Genomic DNA, 19,361 nt, shown 5'->3' on the forward strand with positions numbered 1-19,361 from the left:
TTCCCGCAACCCAGTTTCAGGAATAACGGTGAAGTCAGGCCGCAGCCTCGCCATCAGGCACATGTCCCTTGCTCTGGCGGGGGCGACAGTCTGTTCGTCTTCCTCATGGGCCGCTCCCCGCACTCCGGCTCCGGAGGCTGGTGAGAAGACGCTCGCCTATACGACGAATATAGAGCCAACCAAAGATGTCAGTGTTGATACTGGTATTGCAGCATCTTCCATGCTCCAGTCGTTGCAGAAAACGCAGGCTGTAGGTGCATATGCTCTCGCTGGTCGGATCCGTGGTGATTACGACCGGATTGATGGTGCGCTTCAGTCTCAGGGGTATTATGCGGGCTCGGTAAAGATTAGCGTTATTGTCGGTGGACGCACGCTAGACGGCCGTGATCCGATCCTTCCGGAGGCGCTTAACAACCTTCCGGCAGGGGCGAAGGTGAAAATCGATATTGCTGCCAATCGTGGGGCACAGTTTCACATAGGCTCCATCACTCTGACCACCCCGCCCGAAGGTGCTGAGGGGAACGCGGAGCAAAGCGCATCTTCAAAGCGCAACCTTCCACCATCCAAGGCAAAAGCATCTGCACCCGCAGATGCCAGCCGCGCGTCGACTTCCGCCGAGGCTGCCGCACAGGGAATGCCCGTCACGTTGAATAAAGCGGAACAGAAGGTGTTTGGCCTCTCCTCGGGGCAGCCTGCAGTGGCCTCGGATGTTCTTGCTGCGCAGGGGCACCTTCAGGATCTCTTGCAGGAAGAAGGACACGCAGTCGCAGATGTGTCCGCACCGCTCGCTTATCTTCGCCCTGAAACGAAGACCCTGGATTTGGTTTTTCGTGTCGCGAAAGGGCCTGTGGTCGTAATCGGCCCAATTAATATGAGCGGGCTTGCCAAGGTAAAGCAGGCGTTCCTGCGGCGCAGACTGATGGTGAAAGAAGGGCAGCTTTATCAACCTTCAACGATCGAGGCTGCACGACAGGATCTGGCCAGCGTGGGTGTTTTTTCTTCCGTGCAGGTGAGAAATGCGCCGCCTATTATCACTCTGACGCCGGGCAAGAGTCTGGTTCCGGGTGTATTTCAGGCGATGCCGATAGATTTTGGATTCAAGGAATCCAAGCGCCGTACCGTTGCAGCCCAACTTGGATATTCGACTGATTTGGGTGGTCGTGCTGGTGCCACCTGGACGCATCATAATCTTTTCGGCAACGCCGAGCGGCTGAAACTGACGGCGCTTGTCACCGGTCTGGGTGGTTCAGCGCAGCAGGGGCTTGGATATGATGTTTATGCAGATCTCATGAAGCCTGATTTCATGGGGCGGGGCAGAAATCTCAGTGTCCGTGTGGAGGGTGTCCGTCAGGATCTTTATTCGTACACCCAGACTGCTCTGTTGGCGCGTGTTGGCATCACGCAGCATGTCGCGCGTTTCTGGACAGTGTCTGGAAGCCTCTCGGCGGAACAGGAGCATATTCGCCAGTTTGGCGTTGGACGGAACTATTTCATCGTCTCGGCGCCCCTGAACGGGACATATGATAGCACGGAACTCTCCAATCCGATTGATCCCGCTACACATGGAATTCGTGCATCTGTGTCCGTTACGCCATCGGTATCTCTGGAGAGCCAGACGTCCTTTTTCACGCTTTTGAGTGCACAGATTTCGACTTATTTTGACCTGGCAAGACTGGGGCTTACGAAGCCGGGGCGTAGCGTATTCGCCGTCCGTGGAATAGTCGGGTCGGTACAAGGTGCATCCACGTATCAGATTCCGCCAGATCAGCGTCTGTATGCCGGTGGTCCAGCCACGATCCGTGGTTTCCGTTATCAGGGCGTAGGCCCTCAATATGGCAACACAAAATACGCGATCGGCGGCACGTCCCTTGATGCGGGCAGTGTCGAGTTTCGCCAGCGCATTCTCAAGAGTTTTGGAATGGCGGCCTTTGCCGATGCAGGCCAGGTTGGAGACAATTCAACGCCGGGACATGGTGCGTTGCGCGTCGGCTATGGTGGAGGCGTAAGGTATTACACCCCCATTGGGCCCATCCGTGTTGATGTTGCACTGCCTGTAAACCGACCGCCCCATGGAGATAAATGGGAGCTTTATATCGGCCTCGGAGAGACTTTCTGATGCGCGCACGCAGAATCATTCTCTGGTCCGCAGCGATTATTGTCGGTGTGCCTGTTGCACTTTCGGTGCTGGCAATTTCCGTGGTTTTGGTTGGCGTGAACATCAGCCCGGGACAGCGCCTGATCGAGCGTAAGGTCGGCCCGCTTACGGGAGGTATGGTCGAAATTTCCGGGCTTTCCGGAATGCTCCCCCAACACCTTGCACTGAGCAGTCTACGGATACGCGACACGAAAGGCATCTGGCTTGAGCTGGATGATTTTGATCTTCGCTGGTCGCCGCTGTCGCTCTTGCACATGGACGCACGTGTTAACTCCCTGACAGCAAGGCGACTGTCGCTCATCCGCGCGCCTGTTTCGGATTCAGGTGCCTCGGCGCCCCAGAAATCGACCACGTCCAGATCCAGTCTGCACATGCGTGTGGATCTGGAGCGTTTGCACGTTGACAGGATAGAGGTCGGTGCAGATTTCACGGGGCGACCGACCCTTTTCACACTTGATGGGCATGCACGGATTGGCTCTGTAGCGCCTTTCCTGAATGGTGTGAGTGCGCGCACGCTGCCGAATATGGATGTAGGGCTCCATCTGGGTCGACTAGATGTTGCATCTGCTTTGGATGTTACGCTTCAGACGCCATCCGATCATATTGCCCTTGCTGCATCTTTCAAGGAAGGGGCTGGTGGTTTTGCCACGACACTGGGGCAACTGCCGCAGATTGATCCGCTCGATCTTCATCTTAACCTGAATGGCCTACGCACGAATGCGGCACTTGATTTCGGGCTGAGCGCTGGCCCGGTTACAGCGTCCGCAACGGGTCCGATCAATCTGTACGATAATTCAGGAAATCTGCGCGTCCGGGCAAATGCTCCTGCCATGGTTCTGAGGCCGGGTATTGGCTGGAACGCGATCACACTCGATACCTCTCTCCGAGGCCCGTTCAAGGCTCCTGCCGGGGCTGGCGTACTGGACATTGATGCCCTCACGGCAGCCGGGGCGGGTATCGGGCATCTTCACGCACGCTTTGATGGTGCCGAGGGGGCCAGGCCCGCTGATACGCTTGCTCATCTTGTCGCTACACTGGATGGTTTGAGAATCCCCGGCTCTGAGCCAACACTGCTGGCGAGTGCTCCCCTGACGGTCGATGTCTCTGCGCATCCACTTGCAGACACGATGCCGATTACAGCAAAAATCGACCATCCCCTGCTTCACGCCACAAGTTCTGCCAATCTTAAACCTGCGGCCCACGGACATCTGGATCTGGCGCTGCCTGATCTGAGGCCTCTCGCAGCAATTGGTAAAACGGATATTCAGGGCAGCGCTGCACTTTCAGCCGATTTTGCAATGCCCGCCACACCTAAGGCAGACCTCACGGTTGATGCGAAGGGTAGCCTTTCCATCACAGGGGGGCAGGCTCAGGCCTTGAACCTTATTGGCAAGGATGGGCAGTTTTCAGCCCACCTCGCAAAGTCGCCATCCAATATCCTGACGCTCAAGGGTTTTGGTCTGGACGGGCAGGCAGTTCATCTTCTGGTTCAAGCTGTGGTTGACCTCGCCCATGGCAACCGGATGCAGACAAAGGCAACCGTCTCGTTGCCGGACCTTAAAAAGGTCAGTCCGTCCCTTCTGGGAAATATGGACTTAAATGCCACAGCCGATGGCCCAACAGATGATCTTGCTGTGAAAGCGCATATCGGCGGCGACTTCGGGACCACACAGGTTGTGAAGGGGCCTTTATCCCTTGATGCGGACTTCGCACACCTGCCTTCCAAACCACAGGGTACGCTTCTTGCAAACGGAACGCTCGACAATGCGCCATTGGCGTTGGATACCGCTCTGTCGCGCGATGAGAATGGCACGTTCCACCTAGATCTGCATAAGCTGGACTGGAGCAGCCTAAAAGGTCAGGGAAGCCTGCGCCTGCCTTCGGGAGCAAAGGTGCCGCTGGGAGATCTGGATGTTTCCGTGCGGGATCTTTCCACGTTCCGCAGGTTGGTCGGACAGGCCATAGCGGGCCATCTCACGCTTGCCCTTCATACGACAGAGACCGATAACGCTCCGCCGCAGGTTCGGCTGGGACTTGATGGCAGTCTGGCCATGGCTCCGGCCTCCATCAAGGCACTGAAGCTTGCTGGAACCATTAATAATCCCCTTGTTGATCCAGATCTTAATCTGGCGCTGGATCTGTCCGGTTTGCAGGCGCAGGGCATTACAGGTCAGGCCCATGCGACGGCAAAGGGAACGCAGTCTGCACTGGCGATTGCACTCAAGGGGGCGTTCCAGAATGTGATGGATGCTCCTGCGAACGCAGATGCGGCAATCCTGCTTGATCTCCCCAAAAAAACTGTCCGTGTTGATCGCCTCATGGCGCTCGTCAAAGGGGAGCAGGTTCGTCTTGGTAAACCTGCGACGGTAACGTTTGGCGATCATATGGGTGTAGATCGACTTCTCGCCACGCTGGCGCCGAGCGGCGTTGCACCCGCGACGGTTGATGTTTCAGGCACTCTCAAACCGTCTCTGGCTCTGGCGGTGAAACTTGATCATCTGACGCCTGCTATTGCCAAACCGTTCGCACCAACTCTCGCTGCCAACGGTGTTATTTCTGCGAATGCCAAGTTGGGGGGAACCCTTCAGGCCCCAACGGGCACCATCTCGCTTTCTGCCCGGGGTCTGCAGATGCAGACCGGCCCTGCGGCATCACTCCCTGCGGCGGAAATTCTCGCCAATATCGGGCTTACAGGACAAGCGGCGCGTGTCGATGCCACGCTCGCTGCGGGACCTTCCATTGCGCTCGCGGTTCGTGGGACTGCGCCATTGTCAAAGACGGGGCTGATAGCCCTGACGACGAATGGTCACGTTAATCTTGCTGTAGCGAATGGCGTTCTCGGTGCAAACGGGATGAGCCTTGCGGGGCAGGTTGGAATTAATCTCAACGTTTCAGGAAGCGCTGCGGATCCACGTGCCAGCGGCCGTGTGACGTTGCAGAACGCAGCATTCAACCACTACGCGCAGGGCGTGCACCTGACGGATATGAGTGGGGCGGTTGTTGCCACTGGCGACACGATCACGCTGGAGCATGTTCTGGCGCATGCCGGACCAGGCACAATTGCTGTGGATGGAAGCGTTGGGGTTTTTAGGCCGGGAATGCCGGTTGACCTGAGAGTGGTTTCGCAGAAGGCACGTCCCGTCGCGAGTGATCTGCTGACTGCCACGATCAATACGGATCTGCATATTCATGGGCAGGCCACGACGCGTCTGGATGTGGATGGTCAGATTGGTATTCCAAACGCCGCCATCAATATTCCTGATTCAATGCCTGCTTCAGTGCCCCAGCTGGATGTCATTCGCCCCGGTCAGCAGGCACCGACCAGCACGAGCAGTCTGGTGATCGGTCTTGGGATCGATGTGGTGTCACCGGGCCAGTTGTTCGTCCGTGGGCACGGTATTTTTGCGGAAATGCAAGGGCGCCTGCACGTGGGTGGTCTCAGCACAGCTCCGGTCGTTACTGGTGGATTTGATCTGCGGCGTGGTAACTTCAATCTTGCGGGTATCAACCTGAATTTCACCAATGGTCGTGTCGGGTTCAATGGGGCGGGTGTGAACCACAAGCTTGATCCAACTCTGGATTTCCGTGCGGATCGTAATGCAAGTGGCACACTGGCCAGCCTCGTAGTGGGTGGATATGCCAGTGCGCCCAAGCTGGATTTCACGTCTGTTCCTAGTCTGCCCCGCGATCAGGTTCTGGCGATCCTTCTGTTCGGCACGGACAGTCATTCACTGTCCACGACCCAGCTGGCCGAACTGGGGGCTGCCGTGGCGCAGCTTGCGGGCGGTGGGTCGTTTGATCCGTTGGGAACGGTGCGCAACGCACTTGGTCTGGACCGCCTGAGCGTGGGTGGTGGCAGTGGCGTTGGAAATGGTGGAGCCAGCCTTGAAGCAGGAAAATACGTCATGCGAGGGGTATATGTGGGTGCCAAGCAGGCCACATCCGGTGCGGGCACACAGGCGCAGGTTCAGATCGACCTGACCAAGCGGCTCAAGATTAACACGACCGTTGGAACGGGTGGGCAGGTGACGGGCTTTACGACACCTGAAAATGATCCAGGATCAAGCGTTGGCCTGTCATACGGATTTAACTACTGACGTAACATCAGCGCGTTCTGGAGGGCTTTCCGGACGCGCAGCACCACATCCGTCCAGTCTCCGAAACGGGTCTGGCGGATGATTTCCAGCGTTGGGTACCACGGGCTGTCCGTGCGATCATGCATCCAGCGCCAGCAATTATTATAGCGGTCCATCATCAGGACCTTCTTTCCCATGCCGCCGCCAAGATGCACGATCGACGTATCAACTGACACGACGATGTCCAGATTCGCTATCAGCGCAGCTGTGTCATCCATATCCAGACACTGCGGCATGAAATCGATGAGTTTCCCGGGGAAGTCTGCAATCTGGCTGGATGCTGCGTCTTTCTGAAGGGAATAGAAACTGATCCCATCCAGATCTGCCAGCGGAGACAGTGCGGAGAGAGGAAGGGAGCGGTGCCGGTCTACCATGTAGGCTGCCGTGTTTTCCGGTCGTGCACCTCCGGCCCAGACAAGCCCCACGCGTAGGTTACGATCCCGATGAAGGATCTTCTTCCAGTTTTCGGCTTTTATGGGGGCTGGCGTGATGTAAGGCACCGGAGCGCCCATTGCGTCTGGCGTGCCAGAAAAAGCGCGCGGCAAGCTTATGAACGGGCAATGGTAATCATATTGTGGTTGTTCGCCGCCAGTCTGGACGCTGTGCGTGCCCTCGATCCGGCGCGTGATGGCGGCAAGCGTTGAGGCACCCCAGACAGTAATGCTGGCGCCGGTTCTTGCGAGGGCAGGCAAATAGCGCAGATACATCAACGTATCGCCCAGACCCTCCTCCTGCGTAACCAGAACGCGTTTACCCCTCAGGTCGAGATTTGGTGAGATCGTGGGTAGCAGGTCGCCATAGGGAAGGCTGGTATGACCGGGGAGGGACAGGCGCCATTCATGTTCGGTCCAGCCTTGTGCGAGCCGTCCGCTTTTTAGCATGGCGATAGAATGATTAAGTCTGAGGCTGGGTTCGTTTGGAGCGATCGCTATGGCGTGGCGATAGAGATTGTTCGCTTCATCCATCCGCCCGATACTGCTGAGGATACAGGCAAGATTGCATAGCGGCCCCCAGTTTTCGGGAGAGGCTTTGCGGATATCCTCCAGAACGACGAGGGCTTCGTCGAATTTTCCCTGTTCGTAAAGGACCATGGAAAGTGTGTTTCTGGGACTGTTGGCCTCAGGTTGGCGGCTGATGCTGTCGCGAATGTAACGCTCGGCTTCCGTGAAATAGCCTAATTGCATCAGGATGGTGCCCTGCAACTCCGGAAGCCGGTAATCAGCGGGATTTCTGGCGACACAGGCTTTCAGCAGCTTTAGCAAATCAGCGCGGCGGCCCAACACTGCCGCCTGATCAAAGAATGCTATCGCGGGATGGGGGCCGATGGGTTCTGAAACCGTACTCAATGCTTCGGCGGAGCGCTCATAATTTCCCAGAAGAAACCAGGCTCGCGCGAGCAGAATCGTATTTTGTGGATTTTCAGGAAGATCCCGAAGCAGGTTCAGAGCTTCTTGAGGTCTGTTTCCCTCAAGCGCCTTTACGGCCCGATCACGGAACACGGCATGCTCAGCATGAGGAGGAGGCGCAAGGTCGGCTTGGGTCTGCATCGGAAAACCTTCAGGAGGTCGACGATCCGGTCATGTCTTCAATGGCTTCCAGAATACTGGCCAGCGTATAAGGCTTTGAAATGAAGCGGTCTCGTGCAGGATCACCGGACGTCTCATCCCGCCGAAGTGCACCATGCCCGCTGATATAGATCACGGGCAGGTCTGGCCACTTGTCCCGCGCAAGGTGGGTGATGGCCATTCCGTCGCCATCAGGCAGGGTCAGATCCGCGACGAGTGCATGCAGCACTGGTTCGGACCTGACGGCCTCAGCAGCTTCGGCGCAGTTTTCAGCTTCCCGCACCGCCATTCCGCTATCCTGCAGGAATTCCATGAGACAGGTGCGGATCAGAAAATCGTCTTCAACAACGAGAACGGCAAGGGAAGCATTCATATGGTTACGAGGACCAGTTCTTTTCGAAATCACCATACAGCGTCAGACCGCCATCGACGTAGAGCGTCTGGCCAGTGATGTAGGTGCTTTCTTCTGATGCCAGAAACGCAACCGTATCTGCGATTTCGCGACTTTCGCCGGGGCGCTTCATCGGAATATGGCTTGAAACGGCCTTGTACTGCTCCGGATCGTTGATCCAGGACATGTTGATCGGCGTGACAATCGCACCTGGTGCAACTGCGTTCACACGAATGCCACGGCTGGCGTATTCGAGCGCGAGTGAGCGCACGATATTGCCAACGGCACCCTTGGACGCCGAGTAACCAAGGTAGTGAGGTTTGGGAATGATCTGGTGAACGGAAGAGTTCACGATGATCACGCCGTGAATGTTGTTTTCAAGCCAGTACTTGAGTGCGGCACGACACGGCAGCATGACGCCTGTCACGTTCACAGCCATCACGCCTTCGAAGTCTTCGAGCTTGATATCTTCGGAAGGAGACGGGATCTGGTAGCCTGCATTGCAGACGAGAATATCCAGACCGCCCATGGCCTCGATGCTTTCACGCATCAAACGCTCGACGTCGGCTTCCTTGGAAATATCACCTGCAGCGATCACATGCTCGCCACCCGATACCTTTGGCATCGCGTCGCGAACGGCGATCAGCTTGTCTTCCTTGCGGCCATTCAGGGCAACCTGTGCGCCTTCCTGTGCAAAACGCAGGGCAGTGGCTTCGCCAATGCCTTGCGAGGCACCGGTGACGAGCACCTTCTTGCCTGCAAAACGGTCCTTGTAAGGGCTGGGCATCACGGCCTCTCCTTAATTAAAAAGCGGGGTAGGATGCACGCATCCCGATCCAGGGCCAGCTGTATGAAGCATACTGGGAGGATCGGAATGCAGAAAAACCATTACACGCCTCAAAGCAGGGCGCACAGGTCTGGAAACGGACGGTTAGGCCGCTTTCATGGTTTTTGTAAGGTTTTCCAGAACGGTCGCAGGATCTGTGTTTTCCAGAACGGCCACTTCGGCAACAAAGCGCTCCTGAGCGGCTTCGAAAAGTTTTCGCTCGGAGAAGCTGCCATCAAGGCTGTCGACGTTGCGACGCAGATCACGCAGGACTTCTGCGATCTGGATCAGGTCACCAGAGTTGATTTTTTCCTGATATGCAACAGCACGACGGGCCCACATGCCCTTGCTCACGTGTGGCTTGCCCTTGATGACCGTCATGGCCTTGTCGACAATGTCACGTGTGACAATCTTACGCAGACCCGCCTTGCGGGCTTTTGCAAGAGGGATACGGAGCGTCATCTGGTTGCCAGGGAAGGAGATCTGGATGATCTCGATCATAGTGCCAGCGATCTCGTCGGTGCCGATACGGTCCACCCGGCCTACGCCGTGGGCGGCGTATACGATGGAGTCACCTTCAGTGAAGGGATCCTCGTGGTGGACTGTATCAGTCTGTTTAGCGGTATTTTCGGCTGCGGTGCGGGCCATCGCATCCGTCATGCCGCCCTTCGGAGGGGTCTTGAAGGTGTTGCTCATGGACAAGAGACATAGCAGAAAAACTGCCTCCTGTCTTGTGCGAACCTTTCACTCCCACTCAGGGCTGCACGCCATGGGTCGCAACGATTGCAGGAGGGGGCGTATCGCCAATCGGCTGGAGAAGGTCGCGCTCGATCGTGCGGGCCATCGTGTGCATTGGAAGTGCGTGGGGGCTGGTTGTGAAGGGTTCCTGTAGATCGCGCCCACTGCGATCGAGTGCCTGAAACAGAAGCCCGATGACGCTGGAGCCCAACGGCGTGATCCAGCCAAGTGTCTGCACGGCTGAAAGTGGCAGGACGATGCAGAAAAGATGCGTCACCATATTTGGCAGTATCGAATACTGCACGGGTAATGGTGTGTTGCGGATGCGCTCAAGGCCACCCTGTGCGTTTGCGAGGTCCGAAAGGATACGATCTACCGTTCCATGGACCGCGCCATCTATTTTTTTGAGTTCCACCTCTTCGGCTACGCCGAGGCCTATCTGATAGAGCACTGCATTGGCTGTATTGGAGCATGCAAAAACCTTCTCGCGCATTTCAGGCGTCAGAAGGCGGTTTACTTCTTCACCGGTTGGATAATTCCCCAGTGCCGCACGAAGAACGTGCGGATATGCAGCCATCGCCCGCGCCAGATCAGGGCGGCCGCCGAGCAATGAAGCAGCTTCACGCCCGAACGAGCGGCAGTTGTTAGTGATTGTTCCCCACAGGGAGCGGCCTTCCCACCACCGGGCATAGGCCGCGTTATTGCGCATACCCAGAAACAGCGCGAGGGCTGAGCCCATCAGTGAAATTGGAAGAGACGGCTGCTCCATCCATTCCTGATGATAAACCTGAAAAAGAATGACGACCACCAGGTCCCAGAGTGCCAGGATCAGAAGTGGCGGGAGTGTTTCCCGCAGAAGTATGGTCAGTCCATGCCGGCGGTTGACGATCAATCCGGTATTCCTTTGTTGAAACGTTCGAAGAAACTCTATCGAGGCAACGCGTGTCCCGCTAACAGCAAAGAATGTCTGTATCCTTACCGTTCTTTTCCAGCCGCAACGCATTATGGACCATCGCGGTTCTCACAGGGCTAGTGAATGTTGTGTTGCTTTGCGCTCCGGCATTGGCTCACGAATTTGTGACGGGGCAGCATCTTTCTACCCGCTTCGTGGGCTGGATGTTTTCAGCCGAGTTTGCCGGATACTGCCTCTCCGGTCTGATCGGTCGCATTCTGGTACCACGGGGGCACTGGCGCAGACTGGCCAGGGGTGCGCTGCTGCTTGCAGGGGCTGGAAACTGTCTCACGGCTTTTGTGCTGCCTTACGCCGGGCTTCTTCTTCCTGTGCGGCTGTTTGCAGCAACAGCTGGAACGCTTGTGAGCGTATTGTGTATGGCATCTGCGAATGTGCATCCTCAGCGCTCACATGCGTTCAGTGCATTTCTGTTCGGGCAATGTGCGCTTGGGAGTGCGGCGCTTCTGGCGGCCGCGCCTCTCTTTGCAGCAGTGGGGATAGCTCATGTTTTCGAAGGTATTGCGGCACTGGATATTCTGGCTGTTCTGCTTATCCGGTTTCTGCCGGATTGCGGGCAAAGTGCCGGGGATGACGTTTCGGTGTTGCCGTCTGTTCGTTGGGCACCGTGGGCGTTGCTGCGCTGGCCGGCGGTTGTCTTTTTCTACATTGCCCTGAGTGCGGTCTGGACGTTTGCAGGTCTGTTGGCGACCCGCATTGGTATTGGCACCATCGCTGCCGGGGAGGCGTTTTCAGTTGCGTCGATTATGGGAATGGCGGGCTCGGCTCTTGCCGGTTTGAGCGGACGCAAGCTGCCGCTCCGTACAGGAATTCTGATTGGCTACGGCACTCTGGCACTGGCCATCGCGCTGCTTGGACTGAAAATGGCCATTCCTTTTGTGTTGGGAGTCATTTTCTTTAAACTTGCATGGCCGTTTTTATTGCCGTTTGTGCTCCTGCTTCTTGGAAAGCTTGATCGGCAGGGCGAGATCAGTGCGGAGTTTTCATTTCTTGCCGGGGCGGGGCTTTCCCTTGGTCCGGCGATCGGCGGCTGGCTGCTCTCGTGGGGCAGTTCCGTGCTGATTGTGGGCAGTCTGATGGGGATGGGAGCATCTTCGATTTGCCTTTTCGTACTGGAAAAAAACGTACGGACCTTTGCAGGCAAAGAATGCGGTGCCACAGTTTGAAAACTGTCTGACAAGGGAATTGCCATCATGGATGTCCTCGCCGCCATTGCATTTGAAGCCGGTAAACCGCTCGAAATCGATACAGTGCAACTTTCAGGTCCCAGAGAGGGCGAAGTTCTGGTCGAGATTATGGCGACCGGCCTGTGTCACACCGACAAGTACACGATGTCTGGCCAAGACCCTGAAGGCCTCTTCCCCGCCATTCTGGGGCATGAAGGCGCGGGGATCGTGCGTGAGGTTGGCCCGGGCGTAAGGCACCTAAAAGTGGGTGATCACGTTATCCCGCTCTACACACCCGAGTGCCGGGAATGTCCTTCCTGCCTTTCCCGCAAGACCAATCTGTGTACTTCGATCCGCAGTACGCAGGGCAAGGGTGTCATGCCCGATGGTACGTCGCGGTTTTCCTATAAAGGCCAGCCCGTCCATCATTATATGGGCTGCTCTACCTTTGCGAATTTCACGGTCCTGCCTGAGATATCCCTCGCAAAAATCCGTGAGGACGCGCCGTTCGATAAGGTTTGCTATATCGGATGTGGCGTGACCACGGGCATTGGCGCTGTCATGTTTACAGCACAGGTCGAGGCGGGGGCGACTGTCGCGGTATTTGGCCTTGGCGGTATTGGCCTCAATGTCGTGCAGGGTGCGAAGATGGTCGGCGCGGGCCGCATCATTGGTATAGATCTCAATCCGGAACGTGCCGAAATCGCACGCAAATTCGGAATGACGGATTTTGTGAATCCAAAGGATCTGGGGCCGGACGGAGACCTCGTTGGGCATCTGATCGAGCTGACGGGTGGAGGTGCGGATTACACCTTCGAATGCGTGGGCAACGTCAAGCTTATGCGGCAGGCGCTTGAGAGCGCGCATCGCGGCTGGGGTGTCTCGTGTGTGATCGGGGTAGCCGGTGCCGGACAGGAAATCAGCACCCGGCCTTTCCAGCTTGTGACGGGTCGAAAGTGGATTGGTTCAGCGTTCGGTGGAGCCCGCGGTCGTACCGATGTACCAAAGATCGTGGACTGGTACATGGAAGGCAAAATCAACATCGATGACCTGATCACACAAAAGCTGAAGCTTTCGGAGATCAATTACGGATTTGATCTTATGTCCCGCGGCGAGAGTATTCGTAGCGTCGTGGAGTATGGAAAGTGAGCACGGAGATCCTTGCCCGGCATGAATGTTTCGGGGGTTCTGTCCGGTTCATTCGTCATCATTCTGAAAGCCTTGGGGTTCCCGCAACATTTGGCGTCTTTTTGCCTGAGCAGGCTTTGAAGGGTGAGAAAGTCCCCGTCATCCATCTGCTGTCTGGTCTGACAGGAACTCAGGAGACGTTCCTCATCAAGGCAAATGCTATCCGTTTTGCGGCGGATCACGGCATAGCTCTTGTCGCCCCTGACACGTCCCCGCGCCATACCGGAATCAAGGGAGAAGACGATGTCTACGACCTCGGCTCCGGTGCGGGTTTTTACGTCGATGCAACGGCAGAGCCCTGGGCCAAGCACTACCGGATGGAGAGTTACGTCGGGGAAGAACTACCAGCCCTGACCGAAAGCCTCTTTCACCTCGACGCTGAACGCCGTGGAATTGTCGGGCATTCGATGGGTGGCATGGGCGCGCTCATTCAGGCTCTGCGCTTTCCACACAGATGGAAAACCGTATCTGCTTTTGCTCCAATCTGTTTCCCCAGCAGCATCGCCTGGGGGCAGAAAGCATTTGATGCGTATTTTGGTGGAGATCCCGCGCACTGGATGAAGTGTGATCCCACAATGCTGCTGCGTTCAGGCTGCAGGCACCCATCCACGATCCTGATCGATCAGGGTACGCAGGATCAGTATCTGGCAGATCTGCGACCTGATGCGCTTGAAGAAGGTGCGCGGGAAGCGAAGCAGTCTATCGAGATGCGCCACCATCAGGGCTATGATCATTCCTATTGGTTTGTGCAGACATTCATCGCGGATCACATTCGCCATCACGCCAAAGGCCTCCGTGCATGAAGCAGTATCTTATCGCAGCCTTTCTCATGATTGCAGGCTGCGCGACACAGGCCCCCACGGGCCCTTCCATCACGCCGCTCGAGCATACTGATTTTACGCATGATACGCTGGCGCTGACATGGCAGCCCGGTTTCTGTTCCTCTGGCGGAGGGTGTCTTGCAGATCAGCCCCGTCATTTTTCCATAGGGTTGCATGGCCTATGGGCTTCTGAACCACACACGCTCGAAGCACAGAATGTTCCGGTCGTGCAGTGGTGGTCCAAAGGGTGTGATCTCTACGAACTCAATGATACCCCGCCAGTTCTGCGGCAGGCCACCCGGGACGCTCTTGCTGGGGTCGTTCCCCATCTGAAAAAGCCGTTATACGTCCATGAATATACCAAGCATGCCCGCTGCTTCGGATATGACGCAGACAGCTTTTTCGTGACGTCTATGGCCTTGCGGGATCGTTTTGCGTCTTCTGGCTTTGGTATCTGGCTGACCCGACAGGAAGGTTTTCAGGTCCGGAAAGACCAGTTCCTGTCAACTTTTGCTACGATGACTGGTGCTGATGCGCCAAGGGCTCTTCAGCTCCGCTGCGAGACTTCGGCGAATGGGCAGACCGTGCTGTCACAGCTTTGGTTCACGCTGGATCCGAAAAAACTGTCCGCCTTCCCAGCGAAGGAATCCTATTTGCCGTCTCCGCATGATCAGAATGGTTGCCCGGCGGTCTTTCTTGTGCCGGGCTGGGATCAGGTTTCTTCCGGTTCCGCAGCCGTTCAGCGCCCGTAAAGAACCGCAGGGTCGATTTCGGGCTGCATCGTATCTTGCAGCCCGTCCGGCGTAACACCGTGATAGAAACAGCTGCGCCTGCCGGTGTGGCAGGCAACGCCGGTCTGGCGAATGATGAAAAGGGCTGCATCCATGTCGCAGTCCAGCCTCGCTTCCAGAAGCTGCTGCTGCTGGCCTGAGGTTTCCCCCTTGCGCCACAGTTTCTCCCTGCTGCGAGACCAGTAGCAGACGCGCCCTGTTTCCAGTGTCTCGCGGAGGGCATCGGCGTTCATCCATGCCAGCATCAGGATTGTGCCGTCCGGGTCTTGGGCGATGGCAGAGATCAGGCCGTTTGCGTCAAAGCGGGTTTGGCTGAGGATATCATCAATGATGGCAGGGGAAGGGGCTGTCCAGGTCATGAACGCATCTCCACAGGGAACCACAGGGGCCAGTTGATCAAGAGACTGTGGCCATTACAGGTCAATGCGCTGGATGACCATGCTTCACGGCGCAGGACGGCAATAGCATGATGCCCGGACCTTGATCGGATCTCGCCAACTTCACGGTCCTCCATCATGACGATGCCCCCGCTCTCTGGGAAACTGGCGCCCATCAGCGTTACGGGGAGCATCCTCTTTTTGAGAAGGCCCCGATAGTGCGTCCTCGCGGTCAGTTCCTGCCCCATGTAGCAGCCCTTTTTCCAGGACACGCCGTTCAGAAGATCCATATTGGCTTCGAGTGCCAACGTCTGTTCGCTTACGAAGTCCTCATTGTCCGGCAGTCCCAATGCGAGGCGGCGTTCCAGATAATCCCGCTCTGAAGCGCTGTGCTCGGGAAGGGCTGAAACGATAGCGCGCCAACCAGCGCCTTCGCAGCGTGGGTCGGCCGCCGCTATCACTGCATCCGCGGGGAGATCCTCAGTGCCGCTGCCCACGACGACATGCAGGTCCGTCCGGTTGATCTGGACGTCCGATCGCAGGCGGAACCGTGAGAGCTTCTTTGCAAGGAAGTCTGCATGCTCGGCCGCACAATCCATCAGGATGTGATCACCTTGTGCAAAAAGGAAAAACTCGCTTAGCCATCGGCCCTGAGGTGTCAGCAATGCACTCCATACAGCTTGATCCTGTGTCAGGGTCTGGAGGTCATTCGTAACGAGCCCCTGTAGAAAAGAGACGCGGTCCGCACCTGTGAAAGCAAGAACGGCACGACGGGGAAGAAAAACTGTCATGAGGTAAACACCGGAAGCGCAGGCTGAGGAGGGGGAACCGTCCGGAACGGGACACGTTGACTGAGCACAATGCGGCGTCCTGTTTCAACCCTTCATCTTGCCGCGGAGGGCAGCGATGGCGGACGTTACAACTGCTTGCATTAGGGCAGCAATCAACGCCTGAGAAAGTATTTTTTCCATTTATGGTGATGAATAAGACGCACCTTGGAAGGTGTTTTTTCAGTATGGGTTGCGGTCAGTCTCCGGTCCGGGGATATAGTTATGATACGGACTGTTTCAAGCCGATGATCCTGAGGCCGCATTTGCCGGAGTGAGTACGCCTTGCCATCTGTCGAAATTGTTGACCCTGCATCCAGCCCTGAAAATAGCAGGAGACAGCTGTTTCAGATTCTGGGGCCCATCATTGGTGTCTTGCTCGTCATAGCCACGATCTCGCTGGTCAGCATTCATAATTACCGGATCACCCGGCAGGGGGCGATATCGCTCTCCAATGATCTTCTCACAAGCCAGCAGCGCTATGTAACGCAGGAGGTCAATGAATATCTGGCTCCTGCTTCCGGGAGTGCTGTGATTGCTCAGGACATGTTGCGCAGTCCTGTTAGCGACGCAACGCCTGAAACATTCATGCTTTATGGCCGCTCAATGCTTGCGCATGTGCCGCAGGTGGACAGTTTCTATCTTGCTAATGATCAGGGTCAGTTCTGGATGGTGACGCGACGTGGCGATCACTACGAGGAAACCCATCTGCACAAAGATCCTGCTGGAGCACAGAGCTACCAGCACATGATCGTGGATCGTGATGGGAAATTGCTTTTCACAGATGCGGATCATGCCACAGATTACGATCCCCGCGTGCGGCCGTGGTATATGGGCGCTGTCAAACGCGCCAAACAGGGTGGGAACGACCTCTACTGGACAGACCCATACCCCTATATCTCAACGCACCAATTCATCATCACCGCATCCGTAGCTCTGACAACGAATGACGGTCATCGTGCTGTCTTTGCCATTAGCATTTCCCTGAACAGGCTCACGGAATTTCTGGACAGTCTACAGGTTGGCAAGAGCGGCAGGGCCGTAATCGTAGACATGCATGGGCGCGTGATTGCGGGTCGTAATATGGTGGATATGAACAAGCCTGGATTTGATCCGGGCAATGTTCATCTTGATCCCCAGACACAGCCTGTTTTCACACGCGCCCTCAACGTGTTTCGCGTGAAAGGCGCTGGAGCCGGGCTGGTACAATCAAAAAACCGAAATTACGTAACGATCGCGTCCGGGCTTCCATTCGCGCATCGGCACTGGGTTTTACTTTTGAATGCGCCCGAGAGCGATTTTGCAGATTTTGCATCGGTAGCCCGCAAGCAGAATGTTCTTTTTTCGTTGCTGGTTGTCGGGCTGGCGTCTCTTCTGGCGCTCGGGCTCGTCATACAGGGCCGCCGGATGGAGCGGCTTCGCAAGCGCATCGGGCTTATGCGCGAGAGTGTCCGTGCAGAAAATGCATCACTGCTGCGTCTCGCTGGAACGCCTGATCTGCTTGATCCCGCACATGATGTTCCGATCCTGACGGAATCTCTGGCAGAGCGGACTGGCGCGCGCCGGGCGAGCATATGGCGTTTGTTACCGGACGGAAAACGGCTGCTCTGCGAAGATTCGTTCGAAATGGGGCGGGATGCGCACAGCACCGGCATGGAAATTACCGAACGCGAACACGCTGCACTGTTCGATCTCATGAGAGAGGGACATACGCTCGACGTACCCGATGCAAGTGCTGATGAGCGTTCGAAATCGTTCCAGCAACTCGTGATGAGAACAGTGGACGCGCATGGGCTCGTATTTCATCCGCTCATGAGTAATCACAAGCCAATCGGGGTTATTATTCTGGAAGACCCGACACAGGCCGATGCGATGGAGCATATCATTGCCATCGTGTCGTCTGTTGTGGTGCTCCGCTTCGCGCATTCGCATGACCATGACACTCCGGAGAGCGCGCCTGCGGCCATTCCTTACCATGAGCAGGCTACGCGCTTCGACGAGGGTTTTCTGATCAATCCGGGTCAGAGCCCGGACGACGAGGTCGTTCCTGCGGGCCTGTATGCGCAGGTACCTGTCATGGTCGTGGTATTTTCTGATCCTCATTCGATGGCTCGGGGAGATGTTCTGCAATCTCTGGAACTGATTACGTCCCTCAGTGTGCAGATCCAGAAAATTGCGCGGGATGCGGGACTGTTTTCGATGCAGGTCATCAGCAACAGGCTGGTGTTCCTGGGGGGCTGTTCGCAGGAGCCTGATCCGGGCGCGGCACTGCGTCTGGCGGACGCCGCCGTGTCGATCCGTGAGGCGTGCCTTACGTCTCTGGCGCGTGCGGATATTGATCCGGTTTTCCGGATTGGGATGGATGTGGGACCTGTCATGGCCTCTCTGCTCGGTGCTGAACCGAGTGTGTTCAATGTATGGGGAGAGGCGATTAACGTTGCGGATCTGTTGGCAGACAGTACGCCCGATGGTGGAACCATTCAGGTATCAGAGCAGGCTTATCTGAGTTTGCGCGAATATTTCCTCTTCCGGCCCCGCGGCATGTTCTACATCCCAAGCAGTGGCATCACGCGCAGCTTTATTCTGGCAGGCAGACGATGAGCCCCCAGCACAAGGAAAGCCGTCTTCGTGAAGCCCTCGTCGGGCTGGGGCGTTTTTCCCGAACGCAACTGCGCTTCACGCTGATGGTTATTGGCGGGGGATGGGGGGTCGTGCAGGAAGCCCGTCATTTCAGTTCGTGGCGGCGCACGGTGAGGATCGAGTTCTGGCAGACGTTGAGACAGGCCACAGGTGGTGGTCTTCTGAGTGTGCTTGTGACTGCCGCGTTGACGGGGTTCGGGATCGTTGCGCAGGCAGTGTATTGGCTCGGGTTTGCAGGTATGGCGCAGATGACCGGCTCGATCCTCTCGACTGTCCTGGTGCGTGAGATCGCGCCGGTTCTGGTGGGTGTCATTCTACTCGGGCGCTCCGGGATGCTCATGCTTACTGAGCTCGGAACACTTACAACCGGCGGCCAGATGCGCGTTATGGCGGGGATGGGCATTGATCCGTTTCTTGCCTTCGTCATGCCGCGAACGCTCGCCATGACGATCAGCGGTTTCACTCTGGGCATGATCTTCAGCCTGACAGCTCTGGTGATGGGGTATCTGGTGTGCTGGGTCGAAGGGATCATCACCATGCCGGTCTGGGCATTTCTGGATCAGGTGACCAGCAGTATGCGACCGATCGACTACTTCAGCATACCGGCAAAATTCACGCTTAGTGGTTTCATCGTGGGGCTCTGTTCGTGTCTGTCAGGAATGGATGCAACCAGCGAAGACGACCTGGCGACCCTTCTGCCAAGGGGGTTCGCACGCGGTATCCTCTCCGTGATGATCATCAATGTCGTATTCAGCGTAGGGTTTGACTGA

General features: G+C 56.6%; 15 protein-coding genes. 8 read left to right on the forward strand and 7 right to left on the reverse strand.

The genetic code is table 11. The annotated features are described in order from the left end of the window. Positions 1 to 28: 28 nt before the first annotated feature. Positions 29 to 2,116, forward strand: a complete 2,088-nt coding sequence (locus GWA01_RS03215; RefSeq protein WP_229316000.1) for an autotransporter assembly complex protein TamA — start codon at positions 29 to 31, stop codon at positions 2,114 to 2,116. Then, positions 2,116 to 6,252, forward strand: coding sequence for a translocation/assembly module TamB domain-containing protein (locus GWA01_RS03220; RefSeq protein ID WP_146793944.1), 4,137 nt, complete (start codon positions 2,116 to 2,118; stop codon positions 6,250 to 6,252). Before GWA01_RS03215 ends, GWA01_RS03220 begins: the two co-directional genes overlap by 1 nt. Here GWA01_RS03220 and GWA01_RS03225 read toward each other — a convergent pair. From GWA01_RS03225 to GWA01_RS03245, 5 genes are all read right to left on the reverse strand, one after another. Then, entirely contained in the window at positions 6,246 to 7,838 is a 1,593-nt protein-coding gene (locus tag GWA01_RS03225; protein ID WP_146793947.1) for a tetratricopeptide repeat protein, read from the reverse strand. The two genes, GWA01_RS03220 and GWA01_RS03225, sit on opposite strands and share 7 nt — an antisense overlap. Before the next feature lie 10 nt (positions 7,839 to 7,848). Then, on the reverse strand, positions 7,849 to 8,229 hold the full coding sequence (locus GWA01_RS03230) for a response regulator (protein ID WP_146793949.1): 381 nt from the start codon (positions 8,227 to 8,229) through the stop codon (positions 7,849 to 7,851). 4 nt (positions 8,230 to 8,233) lie between these two features. After that, complete coding sequence (locus GWA01_RS03235; protein ID WP_146795474.1) at positions 8,234 to 9,034, reverse strand: SDR family NAD(P)-dependent oxidoreductase; 801 nt, start codon at positions 9,032 to 9,034, stop codon at positions 8,234 to 8,236. Between the two features lie 144 nt (positions 9,035 to 9,178). Beyond that, positions 9,179 to 9,769, reverse strand: coding sequence for a CarD family transcriptional regulator (locus tag GWA01_RS03240; protein WP_146793951.1), 591 nt, complete (start codon positions 9,767 to 9,769; stop codon positions 9,179 to 9,181). A 58-nt stretch (positions 9,770 to 9,827) separates the two neighbouring features. Continuing rightward, on the reverse strand, positions 9,828 to 10,703 hold the full coding sequence (locus tag GWA01_RS03245; RefSeq protein ID WP_146793953.1) for a bestrophin family protein: 876 nt from the start codon (positions 10,701 to 10,703) through the stop codon (positions 9,828 to 9,830). A gap of 71 nt (positions 10,704 to 10,774) precedes the next feature. On the opposite strand from GWA01_RS03245, the gene GWA01_RS03250 reads away from it, so the two are divergent. From GWA01_RS03250 to GWA01_RS03265, 4 genes are read left to right on the forward strand one after another with little or no spacing between them, the layout of a single operon-like run. Next, complete coding sequence (locus tag GWA01_RS03250; protein WP_146793955.1) at positions 10,775 to 11,947, forward strand: MFS transporter; 1,173 nt, start codon at positions 10,775 to 10,777, stop codon at positions 11,945 to 11,947. 27 nt (positions 11,948 to 11,974) lie between these two features. Beyond that, positions 11,975 to 13,096 carry an S-(hydroxymethyl)glutathione dehydrogenase/class III alcohol dehydrogenase gene (locus GWA01_RS03255; protein WP_146793957.1) on the forward strand — a complete coding sequence of 374 codons (1,122 nt, stop codon included), beginning with the start codon at positions 11,975 to 11,977 and terminating at the stop codon, positions 13,094 to 13,096. Continuing rightward, positions 13,093 to 13,938 (forward strand): S-formylglutathione hydrolase, encoded by an 846-nt coding sequence (gene fghA, locus GWA01_RS03260; RefSeq protein WP_146793959.1) that lies wholly within the window; start codon positions 13,093 to 13,095, stop codon positions 13,936 to 13,938. The genes GWA01_RS03255 and fghA overlap by 4 nt, the downstream gene beginning before the upstream one ends. Beyond that, positions 13,935 to 14,708 (forward strand): ribonuclease T2 family protein, encoded by a 774-nt coding sequence (locus tag GWA01_RS03265; RefSeq protein WP_146793961.1) that lies wholly within the window; start codon positions 13,935 to 13,937, stop codon positions 14,706 to 14,708. Before fghA ends, GWA01_RS03265 begins: the two co-directional genes overlap by 4 nt. Here the strand turns inward: GWA01_RS03265 and hisI are convergent. Both hisI and ygfZ read right to left on the reverse strand, forming a co-directional pair. Further along, positions 14,696 to 15,106: a phosphoribosyl-AMP cyclohydrolase gene (gene hisI / locus GWA01_RS03270; protein WP_146793963.1), complete on the reverse strand. Its 411-nt coding sequence runs from the start codon at positions 15,104 to 15,106 to the stop codon at positions 14,696 to 14,698. The genes GWA01_RS03265 and hisI overlap by 13 nt on opposite strands. Beyond that, positions 15,103 to 15,915: a CAF17-like 4Fe-4S cluster assembly/insertion protein YgfZ gene (gene ygfZ / locus GWA01_RS03275; protein WP_146793965.1), complete on the reverse strand. Its 813-nt coding sequence runs from the start codon at positions 15,913 to 15,915 to the stop codon at positions 15,103 to 15,105. The genes hisI and ygfZ overlap by 4 nt, the downstream gene beginning before the upstream one ends. Before the next feature lie 321 nt (positions 15,916 to 16,236). Between ygfZ and GWA01_RS03280 the strand changes: the two genes are divergently transcribed. Together GWA01_RS03280 and GWA01_RS03285 are read left to right on the forward strand one after the other, a co-directional pair. Further along, a complete protein-coding gene (locus GWA01_RS03280) occupies positions 16,237 to 18,552 on the forward strand; it encodes a cache domain-containing protein (RefSeq protein ID WP_146793967.1) in 2,316 nt (771 codons plus the stop codon). Continuing rightward, positions 18,549 to 19,361 (forward strand): MlaE family ABC transporter permease, encoded by an 813-nt coding sequence (locus tag GWA01_RS03285; RefSeq protein WP_146793969.1) that lies wholly within the window; start codon positions 18,549 to 18,551, stop codon positions 19,359 to 19,361. The genes GWA01_RS03280 and GWA01_RS03285 overlap by 4 nt, the downstream gene beginning before the upstream one ends.

It is taken from the genome of Gluconobacter wancherniae NBRC 103581, from assembly GCF_007988885.1.
Classification (GTDB): Bacteria; Pseudomonadota; Alphaproteobacteria; order Acetobacterales; family Acetobacteraceae; genus Gluconobacter; species Gluconobacter wancherniae.

Coding starts and splice junctions, on each gene's coding strand:
- GWA01_RS03250 (WP_146793955.1), top strand. CDS start 10,775: ATGTCTGTATCCTTACCGTTCTTTTCCAGCCGCAACGCATTATGGACC.
- ygfZ (WP_146793965.1), bottom strand. CDS start 15,915: ATGACAGTTTTTCTTCCCCGTCGTGCCGTTCTTGCTTTCACAGGTGCG.
- GWA01_RS03240 (WP_146793951.1), bottom strand. CDS start 9,769: ATGAGCAACACCTTCAAGACCCCTCCGAAGGGCGGCATGACGGATGCG.
- GWA01_RS03255 (WP_146793957.1), top strand. CDS start 11,975: ATGGATGTCCTCGCCGCCATTGCATTTGAAGCCGGTAAACCGCTCGAA.
- GWA01_RS03230 (WP_146793949.1), bottom strand. CDS start 8,229: ATGAATGCTTCCCTTGCCGTTCTCGTTGTTGAAGACGATTTTCTGATC.
- GWA01_RS03225 (WP_146793947.1), bottom strand. CDS start 7,838: ATGCAGACCCAAGCCGACCTTGCGCCTCCTCCTCATGCTGAGCATGCC.
- GWA01_RS03265 (WP_146793961.1), top strand. CDS start 13,935: ATGAAGCAGTATCTTATCGCAGCCTTTCTCATGATTGCAGGCTGCGCG.
- hisI (WP_146793963.1), bottom strand. CDS start 15,106: ATGACCTGGACAGCCCCTTCCCCTGCCATCATTGATGATATCCTCAGC.
- GWA01_RS03220 (WP_146793944.1), top strand. CDS start 2,116: ATGCGCGCACGCAGAATCATTCTCTGGTCCGCAGCGATTATTGTCGGT.
- GWA01_RS03235 (WP_146795474.1), bottom strand. CDS start 9,034: ATGCCCAGCCCTTACAAGGACCGTTTTGCAGGCAAGAAGGTGCTCGTC.
- GWA01_RS03285 (WP_146793969.1), top strand. CDS start 18,549: ATGAGCCCCCAGCACAAGGAAAGCCGTCTTCGTGAAGCCCTCGTCGGG.